Source organism: Streptomyces triticirhizae (assembly GCF_003696235.1).
In the GTDB taxonomy this organism is placed as follows: Bacteria; Actinomycetota; Actinomycetes; order Streptomycetales; family Streptomycetaceae; genus Streptomyces; species Streptomyces triticirhizae.
Window position 1 is genome coordinate 1 of the sequence record NZ_RFFJ01000132.1, and the last position, 17,453, is coordinate 17,453.

Consider the following 17,453-nt stretch of genomic DNA (forward strand, 5'->3'; position numbering starts at 1 on the left):
CGGCCGACGCCGCCTGCGCCCACCCCGACGGGGGCGGCGCGCACGCCGACCACGCCGACACGGTCTGCGCCGCCGCCTCTCTCGGCGGCGCCCCGGCCTGGCCCGGCCCCTCGCCGGCGCCGGCCGTCACCCCCGACGGGGCGGACGCCGTTCATCTCGCCACGCCCGCCACGCCCTTCGAGCGTGGCCCGCCCGACCTCAGCCAACTGCGCGTGCTGCGGATATAGGAGCGCCCGCGCGGCCCGACCGGCCGCGCCCACGCCACCTCGCCCTGCCGGGAAACGCCGGCGGGACGAGGCACCCACCCGTGCACACTTCGCGCAGAAGGCAGTGAACTCACCATGTTCGTATCCCGATTCCCACGGCGCGTTCGCGCCGCCGCCACGCTGGCCGGGGCCGCCGCGCTCGCCGCGTTCACCCTCACCGCCTGCGGCGGCGACGACGGGGGCCGTGACGCCGACGCGACCGCCGCCACCCCCGAGGCGTCCGCGCCCACCGCGCAGGCTCCCAACGCCGCCGACGCTCCCAACGCCGCCGATGTGGCCTTCGCCCAGGGCATGATTCCGCACCACCAACAGGCCCTGGACATGGCGGTGTTGGCCGCGGACCGGGCCGCCGACCCCGAGGTACGGGCGTTGGCCGACGAGATCAGCGCCGCCCAGGGGCCCGAGATCGACACGCTGACCGGCTGGCTCACCGAGTGGGGCGCCGAGCCGGCGCCCGAGGACCACTCGGGGCACGGCGGCGGGCATGAGGAGCACCAGGGAATGAGCGGCATGATGACCGAGGACCAGTTCGCGGCCCTCGCCGCCACCGAGGGCCCCGCGTTTGACGCCCTCTTCCTCGACCTGATGATCGAACACCACGAGGGCGCGGTGGAGATGGCCGAGAACCAGCTGGCCGAGGGCGCCCACGCCGACGCTCTCGCCCTGGCCGAGACCATCGTCGCCGACCAGCGCGCCGAGATCGACCGGATGGCCGCACTGCTCCCCGCCGAGGACTGACACCCCGGGAGCCACCCCACCCCGCCCCGAGCCGCCCGGCCCGGGGCGGGGCCCGTCCTCGAAGCCCCGACGACCGGGCGAGGGGAGTTCTTCGTGCCAGGGAACGGCGTCCGCCCTGCCCCCGTCCGTGGCTGCCACGGGGCACGGTGGAGCGTCGGAAACTCTGTCAGATCGGTTGCGAAGGGGGCATGGTGCCGCTGCACCATGCCCCCTACGGTGAGGTACGCATCACTATGTCGCAGACCTGAACGGGGGAGGGCAGCGGTATGGCGCGTCCGAGTGACTGGTCGCCGGTGGATATGGATCGGGATCCGACGCCGGGGGATCCGGATGAGGTGCGGGATCTGGCGGATGATCTCCAGGAGTTCGCCGACGATGTGGGTGAGGCGTTGGGGAAGATCCGGGGGTTGGCGTCGGAGCGTGCGGTGTTGGACTGGGCGGGTCTGTCCGCCGACGCTTTCCGTTCGGAGTTTGAGGGTGTGCCGGACAATCTGACCAAGTTGGAGGATTCCTACTCCCTCTGCTCGCAGGCGCTGCATACCTACTGGCCCAAGCTCCAGACCGCGCAGGGCATGGCGGACCGTGCGTTGGATCGGGCGATCTCCGCCCAGGCCGATCTCGCCTCCGCGCAGGCCGCGTTGGGGGATGCGCAGGACTGGGTCGGTCGGGCTGGGGATGAGGCGGAACGTCTCCAGCGGGAGGGGGAGCGGGAGAACGTCGAGCCGCCCGACGAGGCCGACGTCCGTGCCGCCGCCCGCGACCAACAGGCCGCTGAGGCCGCCGCCGGCGCGGCCAGGTCCCGGGTCGACGACGCGGAGGAGCGCCTGGCCGCCGCGCGTCAACTCGCCCTGGACGCGCAGGAGATGCGGGAGGAGGCGGCGCGGGTCTGTGCGCAGGGCATCGAGGAGGCGTCCGACGCCGGCATTCAGAACCGGAGGTGGTGGGAGAAGGCGATCAAGTGGGTGACCGACAACTGGGACACCCTTGTCGAGGTCTGCAAGGTGATCGTCGCGGTGTTGGGCATCGTGGTGATGATCATCGGTGGGCCGCTGGCCTGGGTCGTCCTCGCGGCCGCGCTGGTGGTGCTCGCGGACACGTTGATCAAGTATGCCAAGGGTGAGGCGGGGCTGCTTGATGTCGCGTTCGCGGCTTTGGACTGCATTCCGGGTATGAAGGGTCTGACGACTCTGGGTGGGTTGGCGCGCGGGTTGAAGGGGTTGGCGTCGACGGGTCTGCGGGGGTTGCGGCAGGGTGCGTTGCGGTTGGGGCGGCGGACCCGGGGTGAGGGTGTCCCGATGAACGGGCGGAACGCGTGTGGTGACCCGGTGGATGTGGCCACCGGCGAACTGCTGATGTCGGCCACGGATGTCGAACTCCCGGGCGTGTTGCCGTTGGTGGTCGAGCGGCATCACATCTCGTCCTACGGCTCCGGGCGTTGGTTCGGGTCGTCGTGGGCGTCCACGTTGGATCAGCGGTTGGTGTTGGACGAGCATGGCGCGCGGTTGTTCACCGCGGACGGGATGACGTTGCTGTATCCGCGTCCGATTCCGGGTGAGCCGGTCTTTCCGGTGGAGGGGCCGCGTTGGTCGCTGTCGTGGGACGGCCAGCCGCTGGCGCCGATGAGCGTGTATCAGCCGGCGTCGGGGCGGACGTTGCACTTCGCGCCCGTCGACGGCCGCGCCGGCAGCGAACTTCCCCTGATCGCGATCACCGACCGGAACGACAACCGTATCCAGCTCGCCTACGACGACGCCGGTGCCCCGACGGACATTCACCACTCGGGTGGCTATCACCTCGGCATCACCACCGATGGCGGCCGGGTCTCCGCGCTGACGCTGCTGAGCGACCCCGACGAGCCGACCCTGCTGACCTACGGCTACGACACCGCCGGACTGCTGGCCGAGATCACCAACTCCTCGGGCCTGCCGCTGAAGTTCTCCTATGACGAGCGGGCGCGGATGTCCCGGTGGGAGGACCGCAACGGCTACTGGTACTCCTACGCCTACGACGAGCAGGGCCGCTGCGTCCACACCACCGGCACCGACCGCGCGTTGGAGTACCGCTACGCCTACGACGAGGCCGCGCACCGCACGGTCGTCACCGACTCGCTGGGCCACGACTCGGTCTACCAGTTCAACGACAGCTACCAACTCATCGCCCACACCGACCCGTTGGGCCATACCACCACCCATACCTGGGACCGCTACGACCGCACCCTCACCACCACCGACCCCCTCGGCCACACCACCCGCTACACCTACGACGACCAGGGGCGGCTCGTCCGCGTGGTGTGCGCCGACGGTGGGGAGATCGGCGTCACCTACAACGCGTTGGGGCTGGCCGAGGAGGTGCGCCAGCAGGACGGCGGGACCTGGCGCCAGTCCTACGACGCCAGGGGGAACCGCGTCGCGCTGGTCGATCCGGCCGGGAACCGCACTCGCTACACCTACGACGAGCGCGGTCGACTCGCCTCCGTCGAGGACGCGGCGGGCAGCGTGACCCGGCTGAGCTGCGACGCCGCCGGGCTGCCGCTCGACTCCACCGACGCTGCCGGGCAGGTCACCTCCTACCGCCGGGACGGCTTCGGGCGGCTGATCGAGATGACCGATCCGCTCGGCCGGGTGAGTCGGTTCGACTGGTCCCCGGACGGCTACCCGCTGCGGCAGATCGACGCGCTCGGCGGCACGCGGACCTGGGAGTGGGACGCGGAGGGGAACCTGGTCACGCAGCGGAGCCAGGACGGCGCGACCATCCGCTACGAGTACGGTCCCTTCGACCTGCCCGTCGCGCAGATCCGTCAGGACGGCGCCCGTTACGAGCTGACCCGGGACACCGAGTTGCGGTTGACGCGGGTGACCGGCCCGCACGGCCTGTCGTGGGACTACACCTTCGACCCCGCCGGACGCCTGGTGGCCGAGTCCGACTTCGATGGCCGGACCGTCACCTATCGCCTCGACGCCACCGGCCGCCTCGTGGAGCGGGTCAACGCGGAGGGGCAGACGGTCTCCTTCGAACGCGACGCGCTCGGCCGGATCGTGCGCAAGCGCACGGGCGAACAGGTCACGACCTACGCCTACGACCCGGTGGGCCGGCTGACGCGCGCCGAGGGCGACGGGACGCCCGTCGTGCTGGAGCGGGACGCCCTGGGGCGCGTCCTCGCCGAGACGGTGGGCGAGGGCACGGTGCGGCAGTCCTACGACCCGCTCGGTCGTCCGGCCACGCGCCAGACACCGTCGGGCCACCGAAGTGGCCTGGAGTACGACCTGTTGGGCCGCCCGGTGCGGCTGGCGACGGGGGCCCACACCCTGACCTTCGACTACGACGCGCTGGGCCGCGAGATCCGCCGGGAGATCGACACCGGCCTGACCCTCGAACGGCAGTGGGACGCTCTCGGCCGACTGACGGACCAGTCCGTCAGCCAGCTGGGCAGCCGGGTCGCCCACCGCACCTACCGCTACCGGGAAAGCGCCCACCCGGTGACGATGACCGACGAGGCGGTCGGCACCACGCGGTTCGAGCTGGACGAGGTGGGGCGCGTGACACGGGTCCACGCGCCCGGGTGGACCGAGTCCTACGCCTATGACGGCTCCGGGAACCAACTGGCCGCGCGGTGGCCGCAGCGTCCCGAGCAGGAGGCCGACGGCGAACGCGGCTACACGGGAACGCGGTTGGTCTCGGCGGGACGGCAGAGCTACCGCTACGACAGGGCCGGCCGGGTGGTGGCCGTGCGCAGGCGTCGCCTCTCGCGTAAGCCTGACCAGTGGCGCTACGTCTGGGATGCCGAGGACCGGCTGGTCGAGGTCGTCGGGCCGTCGGGGGACCGGTGGACCTACGCCTACGACCTGCTGGGGCGGCGGATCGCCAAGCGCCGACACGGCGCCTCGGGCGAGGTGGTGGAGGAGACCCGCTTCGTGTGGTCGGGCAGCAGGATGGTGGAGCGGACACACGGCCGACCGGGCGCCGACTCCACCACGTTGACCTGGGACTACCACGGTCTGGCGCCGGTGGCCCAGACGGAGCGGCGCCGGGAGCGCGACGAGACGGACCGGCGCTTCTACGCGATCGTCACCGACCTGGTCGGCGCGCCCAGCGAACTCGTCGACGAGGAGGGGCGGGTGGCGTGGCGGGCCGGGCAGCGCAACCTCTGGGGGGCGCCGGCGGGGACCTCGCCGGACGGGGTCGGCGTTCCGCTGCGCTTCCCCGGGCAGTACGAGGACGAGGAGACGGGTTGGTACTACAACTACCACCGCCACTACGACCCGGAGACCGCGCGGTACACCTCGCCCGACCCGCTGGGTCTGGCGCCGGCGCCGAACCACTACGCCTATGTGCACAACCCGCTGGTCTCGGTGGACCCGCTCGGCCTGTCGGCGCATGTCTTCGACAACAAGATGGCGAACAACCTCGACAACGAGCTGAGGGTCGCGGACAACCTCGGTGTGACCCCGGTCAGGCCGGGCACCCAGGCTTTCGACGACGTGATCGGCGGCGGACAGGTGAAGTGGGCCGTCCTGGAGAACGGCGATCTGGTCGTGGTGCCCAAGTTCGTTCAGGGCACGGAGATAGCCCACCCGGTCCTCAGCCGGGGCAACCCCGTCCAGGCGGCGGGCGAGGCCAACATCGCCGGCGACATGGAGCTGGGCTACTTCGGACTGGACATCAGCAACCACAGCGGGCACTTCCAGCCCGACGCCGACAGCCTCCAGGTGGGGCTCGACGCGTTCTCGAACGCCGGAATCGCCTTTCCCGAAGCGGGGATCAGCTTTGCGTAGGATGATCGGCCATGGCTGCTGACGGGACATGGGCGGAGCGCGAACCCGCCGAACTGGTGGCGGAGCTGGCCGCTGGGCGGCCGGCGCCGGGGGCGCTGCCGCGCGGGGAGTGGCAGACGGTGGTGCAGCTGGTCAGGCCGTTGGTCGTCGACGACGAACGGCCGGCGGGGACGGGGCCGTCCTGGGAGAGCAGCGCGGCCGCGTTCGAGTACGCGTTGGACGCGGCCGTCGAGGCCGGTGCGATGCGGCGGCGGGATGCCGTGGTCAGTCGGCTCCAGGCCAGTCGGGCGCTGCTGCGAAAGCGCCCGCCCCGGCCGGGCGTTCCGCTACTCGACCCACGCCACCAGGTGGAACTCGCGCTCGCCGAGCTGCCGTTGACCGAGGACGAGGCGCGCGCGGGGGCCGCGACCTGGCGCGTCGAGCGCGACATCGAGGTGATGCGTCGGCTGCGGGGCGCCAAGCTGCTGCTGACCCCGCTGCTGGCGCTGCTGTCGGACGCCGGCCCGGAGTGGTGGGACGAACGCCTGGCCGGCTGGGCCGCCCTGCTCCCCGACCTGCCCTGATGCCCTGACCACGCCCGGTGCCCGCCCCGCCGATCGTGGCGGGGCCCGGGCACCGGGGCGCGGTGGCGCGCCGGGTCGGCGCGTTCGGGTCAGCGCACCGGGGTGAAGTCCCTCGCGCCGATGAACTCCGGGCGCGGCACCGGCGCCGCGAACGGCTCCACCGCCGCGTTCTCCACGCTGTTGAACACGATGAACACGTTGCTGCGCGGGTAGGGCGTGATGTTGTCGCCCGAGCCGTGCATACAGTTGCAGTCGAACCAGGTGGCCGAGCCGGCCTTGCCGGTGAAGAGCCGGATGCCGTGCCGGTCGGCGAACTCGGTCAGCGCCTCGTTGGACGGCGTGCCCGCGTCCTGCATCTGGAGCGACTTCTTGTAGTTGTCCTTGGGCGTCTCGCCCGCGCACCCGAGGAACGTCAGATGCGAGCCCGGCATGATCATCAACCCACCGTTGGTGTCGTAGTTCTCGGTGAGCGCGATCGAGACGGAGACGGTCCGCATCCGGGGCAGCCCGTCCTCCGCGTGCCAGGTCTCGAAGTCCGAGTGCCAGTAGAAGCCACTGGCCCCGAACCCCGGCTTGACGTTGATCCGGCTCTGGTGGACATAGACGTCCGAGCCGAGGATCTGCCGGGCGCGGTCCAACACCCTCGGGTCGCGGACCAGCCCGGCGAAGACCTCGCTGATCCGGTGCACCTCGAACACCGACCTGATCTCACCGGACTTGGGCTCCACGATGGAGCGTTCGTCCGCGCGCACCCCGGGGTCGGTCACCAGCCGGTCCAGCTCGGCCCGGTAGGTGGCGACCTCCTCCGGAGTGATCAACTGGTCGATGGCGGCGAAGCCGTCCCGCTCGAACGAGGCCAACTCCTCGCCGCTGAACGGGCCGGGCGCGCCGGGCTCGGACCACACCACGGGGTCCTGCCGGGGCGTCGCGACCTCGGCGGTCCCACGGGTCGGGTACAGGTCGGCGGTGCGTTCGGGTGCGGTGGTCATGGTGCTCCCTTCGTAACTTTCACGCCTCGGTCAGCAGCGGGTAGACCCCGTTCTCGTCGTGGTCCTCCCGCCCGGTGACCGGCGGGTTGAAGACGCACAGCACACGGAAGTCCGTCTTCGGACGGACGGTGTGCCGCTCGTGGCCGTCCAGCAGGTACATCGTGCCGGGCTTGATCAGGTGCTTCTCGCCGGTCTCCTCGTTGGTCAACTCCGCCTCCCCCTCGACGCAGAAGACCGCCTCGATGTGGTTGGCGTACCACATCTTCGTCTCGGTGCCGGCGTAGAGCACCGTCTCGTGGAAGGAGAAGCCGACGCCCTCCTTGGCCAGCACCAGCCGCTTGCTGCGCCAGGTGCCGGACGCGGACTCCACGTCCCGGTCGGTTCCCTCGATGTCGCTGAGCGATCGGACGATCACGTTGGTGCGCTTCCTCTCGTTTCCTGTCCTGATGTGGTTCCCCCGCCGGGCTGCCGGCCTCACCGGCCGCTCGCCGGCCGCCGCCCGGTTCCGGTCAGTGGTCAGTCGGTCTCGCGGACCGCCCTGGTCAGCACCCGCAGGCCCTCGTCCAGCTCCTCCGGCGTCGCGGTCAGCGCGGGCAGCAGCTTGACGACCTCGCTCTGCGGGCCCGAGGTCTCCACCAACATGCCCAGCTCGAAGGCGCGTTGGCAGACCCGACGGGCGCGGTCGGCCTCGTCGAAGGTGAGGCCCCAGACCAGGCCACGACCCCGGTAGCTGGCGCCGGCGTGGGCGTGCTCGACGGCCAGCGCGCGCAGCGCCGACTCGATCTGCTCGCCCCGGCTGAGGGTCTGCTTCTCCATCTGGCCGTCCGCCCAGTAGGTGTTGAGCGTGGCGGAGGCGGTGACGAACGCCGGGTTGTTGCCCCGGAACGTCCCGTTGTGCTCGCCCGGCTCCCACACGTCCAGCTCCGGTCGGAACAGCGTCAGGGACATCGGCATCCCGTAGCCGCTGATGGACTTGGAGAGCGTGATGATGTCGGGCACGATCCCGGACTCCTCGAAGGAGAAGAACGCGCCGGTCCGCCCGCAGCCCATCTGGATGTCGTCGACGATCAGCAGCATGTCGTGCCGCCTGCACAGCTCCGCCAGCCCGCGCAGCCACTCCGGCCTGGCGACGTTGACGCCGCCCTCGCCCTGCACGGTCTCCACGATCACGGCGGCCGGCTGGTTCAGCCCGGAGCCGGCGTCCTGGAGCAGCCGCTCGAACCAGATGAAGTCCGGGGTCTGCCCGTCCAGGTAGTCGTCGAACGGCATCGGGGTGCCGTGCACCAGCGGGATGCCGGCGCCGGCGCGCTTGAACGCGTTGCCGGTGACGGCGAGCGCGCCCAGCGACATCCCGTGGAAGCCGTTGGTGAACGAGACGATCGACTCGCGGCCCTTGACCTTGCGGGCCAGCTTGAGCGCGGCCTCCACGGCGTTGGCGCCGGTCGGGCCGGGGAACATCACCTTGTGGTCCATGTCCCTGGGCGACAGCACCACGTCGCGGAAGGTCTCAAGGAACGCGCGCTTGGCCGTGGTGGACATGTCCAGGCCGTGGGTGATGCCGTCCCGCTCCAGGTAGTCGAGCAGGGCGCGTTTGAGTACGGGGTTGTTGTGGCCGTAGTTGAGCGACCCGGCGCCCATGAAGAAGTCCAGGTAGGTGTGGCCGTCCTCGTCGTAGAGATAGCTGCCGCGCGAACGGTCGAAGACCGTCGGCCAGTTGCGGCAGTAGCTGCGCACCTCGGACTCAAGGGTCTCGAAGATGCTCAGGTCGGGCTGGGTGATGGTCACAGCGGATCTCCAGGTGTGGCGAAGAGTGGTCGTCGGGTCAGCGCGCGGCGGCGACGTCGGGGACGCGGATCGGGCCGATCCGGTACAGCACTTCGGGCTGGTGGCCGCTCTCGGGGAACGCCTGGCTGTCGAAGAGCACTTCGTGGCGCACCGTGGCCCGGTGCCTCTCGGCGAAGGCGGCGAACAGTCGGTTGGAGGCGGTGTTGTCCGGTGTGACGGTGGTTTCGATGGTGGTCACCCCCAGCTCCCGGCCCGTCCTGCGGGCCAGGGCGTCGAGCATCGCGGCGGCGAGTCCGCGTCCCCGTTGTGCGTGGTCCACGGCGACCTGCCAGATGAGCAGCGTCGCCGGCGCGTTGGGGCGGAGATATCCGGTGATGAAGCCGACCGGCTCCCCCGACGCGTCCCTCGCCACGATAGAGGTGCCCGGGTAGTCGCGACACCACAGCAGGTAACTGTACGAAGAGTTCAGGTCAAGAACGCGGGAGTCTCTGGCGATCCGCCAGAGGGACGCCCCGTCCGCCAGTCGTGGTGTGTCGAGCGTGAGCCCTGCCGGTGCTTCCACTGTCCCAGGTATTTCCAAGTAATCGACGGCACGTGCATGGTCTGCTTGTGCGGGGGTCATGCGAATTGAATTTACCCAGCATGAGTTGAGATTGCATCGCCGGCCGGGGTTAACAGACGTGGGGGAGATGTGTTATCGCGCGCGCGTGGGTCCGGGCGCATAAGGTCGATGAAAGATGCTGGTTTGTCCGTTAGTTACCGGACAAAACGGGTGCGCTCGTGAGCTTGGTCACATGTTCGTAACGACGGTGTGACCCTGCTGACCCGCTGGTGTGACGGTGGAACGACCGTCGGGTGAGGCGGTTTAGGGATCAGAAAACCGGGAAGAAGCGCCTCGTGCCCCCACCCCGATAAACCGTGGGAAACGTTCGCCGAATTCACGCCGACCAGCGGGCACGCGATGTGACGGAAGAGTTCTCGTCGAGTGCGGAAAGGATTATCGACGGGCCCGTGATCAAATGCGAGCCGGGCTGGGCTGATCAGTGGAAACCGCCACTGACCGTCACCGGACCCGACGGCCCCTCGCCCGTGATCCGATAGCGGTCGAGCCCCGCGCTCCTCGGCCCCGCGTCGTGGTCGTACTGCCCGGCGAAGACGTGCGCGCCCGGCGGCACCTCCGCGCCCGGCCGCAGCTCCCAGCGGAAGACCAGGTCGCCGCCCTCGCGGACGGTCGAGTAGACGAAGTCGCTGGCCGGCAGCGTCCGCCAGCCGCCGGTCGGCCGCATCCCCTCCTCGGCCACCACTCGAAGCTCCACCGTCAGCGCGGTCAGCGGGTGGCTGGTTTCCAGCGTGACATTGCTCTGCGACCAGTAGGGGTTGCTGCCCGGATCGACCTCCCCCGACGCGGAGAGCGCCACCTCGGCCGGGGCCGAGGCGGCCGGCGCCGCACCCCGTTCGCCCCCGTCCAGCCACACGCCCACCAGCGCCGTCACCCCGAGCGAGAAACAGCCGAGCGCCACCACCGCGCCCACCACCAGCAGCCGCCGCACCCCGGCGGGCCTCCCGGCCGGCCGGGACGGCGCGGCCCCGGCGATGCCGCGCCGCACGCGCTCCCGCATCCGCTCCCGGTCCGGCCGGTGCTCGGCGGCGGCCGCGCGCAGCAGCTCCCGAGCGTCTCGGCGGTCGGCCATGGGGGTCCTCACTCCCGGTCTCCCGGGTCCGTTCTACGTCGCTGGGGCACTGGATCGCTGGGGCACTGGATCTCCGGATCGCGGGGATCGCCGGATCTCCCGCTTCGGCGGCCGCTCACCAGCCGCGTCGCTGGAGAGGGCCGGCGGACAGCGCCCGCAGCATCTCCGGGGCCCCGCCCTCGCGCTCCGCGCGGACCTCGGGCTCGCTGAGCAGCCGCTGCAACTCGGCCAGTCCGCGCGAGGTCTGGCTCTTCACCGTACCCACCGAGATGTTGAGGGTGCGCGCGGTGTCCCGCTCGGAGAGGTCGAAGGCGTGCCGCAGCACCACGCACGCCCGCTTCCGGTACGGCAATCTGGCCAACGCGGCCCGCACGTCCACCACCGCCGGCACGTCAGGACCCTCGGCGTGCTCCGTCTGCCGCGCCCAGAACAGCGCGATCCGGCGCCGCTCCCGCATCCGGGCGCGGATCTGGGAACGGGCCATGTTGGCCACCACGCCCCGGGCGTAGGCCAGCGGCCGCTCGGCGTCGACCAGCCGGTCCCAGCGGTGCCAGATCGCCACCAGCGCGTCGGCGGCCAGGTCGTCGGCGCCCTCTCTGCCGCCGTCGCCGCCCAGCAACAGATAGGCCAGCCGGGAGAGTTCGGCGTGATGGCGTTCGAAGAAGGCGTGGAAGTCTTGACTCGGGCTGGCCACGCCGGCCTCCTCGGGGTTGCGGCTCCTCGACCCGCCCTTGTTCGACGGGTCGTTCAGTGTTCGTACGTTCGCCCAGCCCCGGGAGTTGGGAGCGTAGCAGGCGATCGGTAGGCTGCGGAGACTCGCGGACCGGCCCAACTGAGACGAAGTTCCCGGCCGGCCTCCCCGCCGATCCCGGGGCGCCGGCGCGGCGTCCTCACGTTCCGTCCATCTTCCGTCCAGGGAGGTCCCGTTGACCCAGGGCCAGGTGCTGCGCGTGGCGGGCCGGGTGCTGACCGGCCCGGCCGCCGCCGGGGACGAGGGCGAGACGCTCGACGCGATCTGGGTCATCGACGGCCGGGTCAGCCTCACCCCGCCCGCCTCGACGCGCGAGGTCACCACCGTGCGCGGCTACGCCCTCCCCGGGCTGGTCGACGCCCACTGCCACGTCGGGCTCGGGCCCGAGGGCGCCGTCGACGACGCCACCTCCGAGGAACAGGCCCTCGCCGAACGGGAGTCGGGCGCCCTGCTGCTCCGCGACGCGGGCTCCGCCGCCGACACCCGCTGGATCGACCGACGCGACGACCTGCCCCGCGTCATCAGGGCCGGCCGCCACATCGCCAGGCCACGCCGCTACATCCGCGACTACGCCCACGAGGTCGAGCCATCCCAACTCGTCGACCAGGTACGGCGGGAGGCCCGCGCCGGGGACGGCTGGGTCAAGCTGGTCGGGGACTGGATCGACCGGGAACGCGGCGACCTCGCGCCGCTCTGGCCGGCCGACGTGGCGCGCGAGGCCATCGCCGCCGCGCACGCGGAGGGGGCCAGGGTCACCGCGCACTGCTTCGCCGAGGACTCGCTGCGCGACCTGGTCGAGGCCGGCATCGACTGCGTCGAGCACGCCACCGGGCTCACCGACGAGACCATTCCGCTCTTCGCCGAGCGCGGCGTGGCCATCGTGCCGACGCTGGTCAACATCGCGACCTTCCCCCGGCTCGCCCTGTCCGGCGAGCAGCGTTACCCCCGATGGGCGGCGCACATGCGGCGGTTGCACGCCCGCCGGCACGCGACCGTGCGCGCCGCGTGGGAGGCCGGCATCCCCGTCTACGCCGGCACCGACGCCGGCGGCTCGCTGCCGCACGGGCTGATCGCCGCCGAGGTCGCCGAACTGGCGGCCGCCGGGCTGCCGCCGCTGGCGGCGCTCTCGGCCGCGACGTGGGGCGCCCGAGCGTGGCTCGGGCGCCCGGGACTGACCGAGGGCGCCCCCGCCGACCTGGTCGTCTACGCGGAGGACCCGCGCCGCGACCTCACCGAACTCGCCCGCCCCACACGGGTGGTGCTGCGCGGCCACGTCGTGAGCTAGGCGGCTTGCCGCCGTGGCGAGCGGGGCGCCGGCGCGTGCGGCTGTGCCGCTGGGCGGTGGGTGGCGTGTTTGGTGCGCTGGTGCGCGTGGTTGGGGTGCCGGCCTGCTGGCCGCGCGTGCGTGTCGGTCGGGGTGCGTCCGCCTGGTGGCGCGGCTTTGCTGGTGGGCGGTGGCCGGCGGCCTGGGTGGCGCTGGGTTCGATGAGCGAGAGCGCGCCCAGCCTCGGTAGGTGGGCGCGGGCGGTGGCCGCCGACTCGTCAACGGTCGCCTCGGCGCGGGCGGTCGGCCCCCGCAGCACGTCGAAGGGGCGGCCGCCGGCCATCCCGTCGAGGGCGACGGTGAGCAGCGTGTCCGGGGCCGTCGGTGTTGGGGATCAGGGCGTTGCCGTTGCGTGGCCCGGCCGGGCCGGGGGCGTTCCGCCGCGCCGCCGGGCGTTGGCGAGCCGCTGCCGGCGTGCGGGCACCGGCGGCTCGCTGGGCAGCGGCCCGCGACCGGAGGCGGTCGTCGCCGCCGGGCGCCCGCGCCGGCGGCCGAAGCCAGCCGCACGGTGGGGCCCGTCCGGTCGTCGGGCGGCCGTTCCGCCGGTGTGGCCGTCCCTGCCCGGGGCCGTGAACGGCTCGTCGCCGAGGGGCACTTCGGGACCTTGCCTCTCAACGGTCCCGCGCAACGCGCCCGCCACACCCCGCGCAGCGGGGCGTCGCCGGTCCGGGGAGCCCAGCGGCCAGCGCCCAGCGGGAACGCCCGTTCGGGGAGCGGATACCTCGAACGGGTGAAGTCTCCGTGATCGTCACCGGGCGCGGCGGCCAGGCCAAAGGATGGCGACGTCCCGGTCGCCGCCGCGTCGATGTCCCTTCGCGTGGCGGCGGCGTTCACCATCTCGTGGGGGTTATTCACCCGTGTACAACTCTGCCTTCGGGCGGCCCATCTCCCTTGCCCTGGTTGCCGGTTGCGGTGCGCTGCTGGCCGCCGCCGCGCCCGCCGTCGCCGACGACGGGCAGCGGGGGGAGAACTCCGGCACGGCGGACGCCGCCGTGCTGCGCACCGCGCTCGACGTCTCGCTGCTGGACGGAACGGCCACCCTGCCGCTCGCCCTGACGCTCAACGAGGTCAGCGCGCCGGCGGACGGCTCGCCCGCCGACGAGACGACGCTCACCGCCACCCTCGACGGGGTGGCCGGCGGCCGTCCCTTCGACGTGCTGCGGGCCGAGGTCGCCAGCGCCGAGGCGACCGTTGACGAGACGGCGGCCACCGCCGACTCCGAACTGGTCGGCGCCCGCGTCCACCTCCCGGGCCTGGGCGCGCTCTCGCTGGTCGAACTCAGCGCCGTCCACGCCAGGGCGCACTGCGCCGTCGGCGAGGAGCCGGTCGCCGAGACGACCGTTCCGGCCTCCGCCACCGTGCTCGGCCAGGACGTCACCCTGGACTCCTCCGGGCAGACCGAGGTGGCGGTGCCCGGCGTCGGGCAGGTCACACTCACCCTGGGCGCACGCGAGTCGGCCGACGCCTCGGCGGCGGCCACCGCGCTCGAACTGGCCGTGGAGATCAACCCGTTGGACCTCAACGTGGCCACCGTCACCGGCCGGATCACCCTGGCCGAGGCCACCTGCGCCACGCCGGCCGGCGCGCCGGCGCCGCCGTCGGAGGAAGGAGAGGAGGGAGAGGAGGACGAGCCGGCCGGGCCCGAGCCGCAGAGCTGGAGCGAGGGCGAGGCCCCGGAGGCCGACCTGGCCGAGACCGGCGGCGGCTCCAGCAGCCCGTATGTGGTGGGCGGCGCGCTGGCGTTGCTGGGCGCCGGCGCGGCCACCATGGTCGTCGCGCGCCGGCGCGCGACCGGCGCGCGAGACGCCTGACGGCGCTCGGCTGACAAGCGTTCGCCTGACAAGGGTGGGCCCGGTCCCGGCACAACGGTGCCGGGGCCGGGCCCCACCGGGTTCGGGGTGCCGTCAGGCGGCGATGATCCAGATGCCGTAGCAGACGGCCGCCGCGCACAGCCCGAAGGAGAGATAGCCGGCCGACCTCGCCGAGGCGCCGCCCCTGCCGTCCTTCCCCCCGCCGATCGTGCGGATGCCGAGCGAGAAGAGCCCGACCAGGGCCAGCGTCAGCAGCACGGACACCAGGATGACCTGGCCCAGCACGTCCCATTCGATGTTCATCGGTGCAGACCTCGGACTCGTGAGCGGATCGGATCAGGGGGCGGTCGGCGCGGAACGCTCCGTCGGCGGGGTCGGCTCGGGGGCCGCCGCCGGTGGCGCCAGCGCCGAGACGGGCACCGGCTGCTCGCCGTCGACCACCGTCGACCCGTTCCCGGAACCGTTCACCGAACTCTTCGCCGATCCGTTCACTGATCCGTTCACCTTGGCGGTGGTCACCACCTCGTCGTCGGCGACGGGCTCGACGGCAGCGGCAGCGGCGGCAGCGGGCTCGACGACGGGCTCGACGTCGTTCACGTTCTCGTGGGAGATCGGCTTGCGGCGCGAGCGGGCCCAGATCAGGCCGCTGACCACCACGAGCAGCACCGCGACCGTGGCCACGCCCCAGTCGCCGCGCTCGGCGAGCAGCGCGCCCAGCGCGCCGACCACGCCGGCGGCCGGCAGCGTCAGGAGCCACGCGACGACCATCCGGGAGACCGTGTTCCAACGGACCACGCCCCCGCGCCGCCCCAGCCCCGAGCCCGTCACGGCGCCCGAGCAGACCTGGGTGGTGGAGAGCGCGAAGCCCATGTGCGAGGAGGCCAGGATGGTGGTCGCCGCGCTGGTCTGGGCGGCGAAGCCCTGCGGCGGCTGGATGTCGGTCAGGCCCTTGCCCAGGGTGCGGATGATCCGCCAGCCGCCGAGGTAGGTGCCCAGCGCGATGGCGAGGCCGGCCGAGGTGATCACCCACAGCGGGGGGTCGGAGTTGGGCGCCAGCGAGCCGCCGGCGATCAGCGCCAGCGTCATCACGCCCATGGTCTTCTGCGCGTCGTTGGTGCCGTGGGCCAGCGAGACCAGCGCGGCCGAGGCGATCTGCCCGGCCCGGTACCCCTTGGCGCTGGTGGCCTCGTCGGCGTCCCTGGTGATCCGGTAGGTCAGCCTGGTCGCCATCACCGCGGCGAAGCCGGCGACCAGCGGGGCCGCTATCGCGGGTATGACCACCTTGGTGACGACCGCGTCGCCGTTGATCCCGCCGAAGCCCACGGACGCCGCGGTGGCGCCGATCAGGCCGCCGAAGAGGGCGTGCGAGGAACTGGAGGGGAGGCCGGCGAGCCAGGTGAGCAGGTTCCAGACGATCGCGCCCACCAGTCCGGCGAAGATCACTTCGGGCTGGATGCCCGCCTCCTCGTCGATGATGCCGCCCGAGATGGTTCTGGCGACCTCGACGGAGAGGAACGCTCCTACCAGGTTGAGGATGGCCGACATCGCCACCGCGGCTCTGGGCTTCATCGCCCCGGTGGAGATGGTGGTGGCCATCGCGTTGGCCGTGTCGTGGAAGCCGTTGGTGAAGTCGAACGCCAAAGCCGTGATGATCACGATCGCGATCAACAGCGTGAAGTGTTCCATGTACCGGACAATCATTCGGCGGGGTGGGGACGACAAGCGCCGTTAACGTAGGGTGAATAGGTGAACGGAAGATGAATGAACGGCGGCGTAATGCTGTTGCTTCGCTCCTTTTTTCGGCAGGTCCTTCGGGCGGGCGACGCCCGCTGCCTCCGGAGTGGCGGTCCGCCTGGCGGGAGTTGGTGGCCGCCGCCCGCCAGACCGTGACCGACGGTCTTGTCGTCGGCACCTCGGGTAACCTCTCGGTCCGCCTCGGGGACACGGTTCTCGTCACCCCGAGCGGCGTTCCCTACGACCGGCTCGGCGCGCGCGACCTGCTCGCCGTCGATCTCGACGGGCGGGTGGTCGCCGGGCGGCTCAAGCCGACCAGCGAACTGCCGCTCCACCTCGCGGTCTACCGCGAGACCGAGGCCAGCGCCGTGGTCCACACCCACGCGGCCCGCGCCACCGCCGTCTCCACGCTGGTCGACGAGCTGCCGCCGATCCACTACATGGCCGCGGCGATGGGCGGGCCGATCCGGGTCGCGGCCTACGCCACCTACGGCTCGGACGAACTGGCCGACGCCGCCCTGACCGCCCTCGCCGACCGCAGCGCGTGCCTGCTGCGCAACCACGGCACGCTGGTGTACGGGCGTGACCTGCGGCAGGCGATGGACCACACGGCGCAGCTGGAGTGGATGTGCCAGGTGTGGCTCGCCGCCAGCTCCGTGCCGGGCCTGCGCCCGACCCTGCTCACCGAGCCCCAACTCGCCGAGGTCGCCGACCGCCTGCGCACCTACGGCAACCAACGGTGACCCTGCGGGGCGCCGGGAGGGCCGCCCCCTGGGGGGCCGGTGCGCTCCGCGCGGGTTCCGGTTGCCGTCGAGACGCCGGTGGCGCCGGGCCTCGGGAGGAAGGCGGGGGCGCGGTGCTTCGGCGAAGCCGGGCGCGTTTCGCACGGGCGCCGACCGGTCCCGGGCGGCGGGGCCGTCATGGTGCCGCTCGGCGGGAACGGCGTCTCGCCGCCGCCGTAACCGGGCCGCGGGTCCCGCCCGGCGGCGTTGGCCGCCCGAGGGCGCCGTCGCGTCCGCCCGCTCGCGC

Annotated in this window: 15 protein-coding genes; 7 read left to right on the forward strand and 8 right to left on the reverse strand. The window is 72.3% G+C overall.

Annotated features, from left to right (window positions below; all coding sequences use genetic code 11):
* The 4 genes from EBN88_RS30675 to EBN88_RS20595 form a co-directional block, all read left to right on the forward strand.
* On the forward strand, positions 1 to 227 hold a 227-nt coding region (locus EBN88_RS30675; protein ID WP_233580811.1), incomplete at its 5' end, for a DUF6153 family protein.
* A gap of 114 nt (positions 228 to 341) precedes the next feature.
* The gene (locus EBN88_RS20585) at positions 342 to 1,004 is read left to right on the forward strand and encodes a DUF305 domain-containing protein (RefSeq protein WP_122185395.1); all 663 of its coding nucleotides are present in this window, start codon (positions 342 to 344) and stop codon (positions 1,002 to 1,004) included.
* 299 nt (positions 1,005 to 1,303) lie between these two features.
* A complete protein-coding gene (locus EBN88_RS20590) occupies positions 1,304 to 5,776 on the forward strand; it encodes a DUF6531 domain-containing protein (RefSeq protein ID WP_325052773.1) in 4,473 nt (1,490 codons plus the stop codon).
* Positions 5,777 to 5,787: 11 nt separating this feature from the next.
* On the forward strand, positions 5,788 to 6,339 hold the full coding sequence (locus EBN88_RS20595) for a hypothetical protein (protein WP_147472780.1): 552 nt from the start codon (positions 5,788 to 5,790) through the stop codon (positions 6,337 to 6,339).
* Positions 6,340 to 6,428: 89 nt separating this feature from the next.
* Here EBN88_RS20595 and thpD read toward each other — a convergent pair whose 3' ends face one another.
* The 6 genes from thpD to EBN88_RS32020 all read right to left on the reverse strand — a co-directional run bounded on the left by thpD (position 6,429) and on the right by EBN88_RS32020 (position 11,498).
* Positions 6,429 to 7,328 carry an ectoine hydroxylase gene (gene thpD, locus EBN88_RS20600; protein WP_122185398.1) on the reverse strand — a complete coding sequence of 300 codons (900 nt, stop codon included), beginning with the start codon at positions 7,326 to 7,328 and terminating at the stop codon, positions 6,429 to 6,431.
* Positions 7,329 to 7,347: 19 nt separating this feature from the next.
* A complete protein-coding gene (locus EBN88_RS20605; RefSeq protein WP_122185399.1) occupies positions 7,348 to 7,743 on the reverse strand; it encodes an ectoine synthase in 396 nt (131 codons plus the stop codon).
* Between the two features lie 101 nt (positions 7,744 to 7,844).
* Positions 7,845 to 9,113 (reverse strand): diaminobutyrate--2-oxoglutarate transaminase, encoded by a 1,269-nt coding sequence (ectB, locus tag EBN88_RS20610; RefSeq protein ID WP_122185400.1) that lies wholly within the window; start codon positions 9,111 to 9,113, stop codon positions 7,845 to 7,847.
* A gap of 37 nt (positions 9,114 to 9,150) precedes the next feature.
* The gene (gene ectA / locus EBN88_RS20615; RefSeq protein WP_122185401.1) at positions 9,151 to 9,735 is read right to left on the reverse strand and encodes a diaminobutyrate acetyltransferase; all 585 of its coding nucleotides are present in this window, start codon (positions 9,733 to 9,735) and stop codon (positions 9,151 to 9,153) included.
* Positions 9,736 to 10,153: 418 nt separating this feature from the next.
* Positions 10,154 to 10,804, reverse strand: a complete 651-nt coding sequence (locus EBN88_RS20620; protein WP_122185402.1) for a hypothetical protein — start codon at positions 10,802 to 10,804, stop codon at positions 10,154 to 10,156.
* A 115-nt stretch (positions 10,805 to 10,919) separates the two neighbouring features.
* On the reverse strand, positions 10,920 to 11,498 hold the full coding sequence (locus EBN88_RS32020) for a SigE family RNA polymerase sigma factor (RefSeq protein ID WP_233580812.1): 579 nt from the start codon (positions 11,496 to 11,498) through the stop codon (positions 10,920 to 10,922).
* Positions 11,499 to 11,730: 232 nt separating this feature from the next.
* On the opposite strand from EBN88_RS32020, the gene EBN88_RS20630 reads away from it, so the two are divergent.
* Together EBN88_RS20630 and EBN88_RS20635 are read left to right on the forward strand one after the other, a co-directional pair.
* On the forward strand, positions 11,731 to 12,840 hold the full coding sequence (locus EBN88_RS20630; protein ID WP_122185404.1) for an amidohydrolase family protein: 1,110 nt from the start codon (positions 11,731 to 11,733) through the stop codon (positions 12,838 to 12,840).
* An 896-nt stretch (positions 12,841 to 13,736) separates the two neighbouring features.
* Complete coding sequence (locus EBN88_RS20635; protein WP_122185405.1) at positions 13,737 to 14,690, forward strand: SCO1860 family LAETG-anchored protein; 954 nt, start codon at positions 13,737 to 13,739, stop codon at positions 14,688 to 14,690.
* A 93-nt stretch (positions 14,691 to 14,783) separates the two neighbouring features.
* On the opposite strand, the gene EBN88_RS20640 is transcribed toward EBN88_RS20635, so the two are convergent.
* Both EBN88_RS20640 and EBN88_RS20645 read right to left on the reverse strand, forming a co-directional pair.
* Entirely contained in the window at positions 14,784 to 14,993 is a 210-nt protein-coding gene (locus tag EBN88_RS20640; RefSeq protein ID WP_122185406.1) for a hypothetical protein, read from the reverse strand.
* A 33-nt stretch (positions 14,994 to 15,026) separates the two neighbouring features.
* Complete coding sequence (locus EBN88_RS20645) at positions 15,027 to 16,376, reverse strand: inorganic phosphate transporter (RefSeq protein WP_325052772.1); 1,350 nt, start codon at positions 16,374 to 16,376, stop codon at positions 15,027 to 15,029.
* A gap of 71 nt (positions 16,377 to 16,447) precedes the next feature.
* Here EBN88_RS20645 and EBN88_RS20650 point away from each other — a divergent pair, with 71 nt between their 5' ends.
* Complete coding sequence (locus tag EBN88_RS20650) at positions 16,448 to 17,167, forward strand: class II aldolase/adducin family protein (protein ID WP_122185407.1); 720 nt, start codon at positions 16,448 to 16,450, stop codon at positions 17,165 to 17,167.
* The last annotated feature ends 286 nt before the right edge of the window (positions 17,168 to 17,453 follow it).

Coding starts and splice junctions, on each gene's coding strand:
- EBN88_RS20620 (WP_122185402.1), bottom strand. CDS start 10,804: ATGGCCGACCGCCGAGACGCTCGGGAGCTGCTGCGCGCGGCCGCCGCC.
- EBN88_RS20650 (WP_122185407.1), top strand. CDS start 16,448: ATGAATGAACGGCGGCGTAATGCTGTTGCTTCGCTCCTTTTTTCGGCA.
- thpD (WP_122185398.1), bottom strand. CDS start 7,328: ATGACCACCGCACCCGAACGCACCGCCGACCTGTACCCGACCCGTGGG.
- EBN88_RS20590 (WP_325052773.1), top strand. CDS start 1,304: ATGGATCGGGATCCGACGCCGGGGGATCCGGATGAGGTGCGGGATCTG.
- EBN88_RS20595 (WP_147472780.1), top strand. CDS start 5,788: ATGGCTGCTGACGGGACATGGGCGGAGCGCGAACCCGCCGAACTGGTG.
- EBN88_RS20585 (WP_122185395.1), top strand. CDS start 342: ATGTTCGTATCCCGATTCCCACGGCGCGTTCGCGCCGCCGCCACGCTG.
- EBN88_RS20640 (WP_122185406.1), bottom strand. CDS start 14,993: ATGAACATCGAATGGGACGTGCTGGGCCAGGTCATCCTGGTGTCCGTG.
- EBN88_RS20645 (WP_325052772.1), bottom strand. CDS start 16,376: ATGGAACACTTCACGCTGTTGATCGCGATCGTGATCATCACGGCTTTG.
- ectA (WP_122185401.1), bottom strand. CDS start 9,735: ATGACCCCCGCACAAGCAGACCATGCACGTGCCGTCGATTACTTGGAA.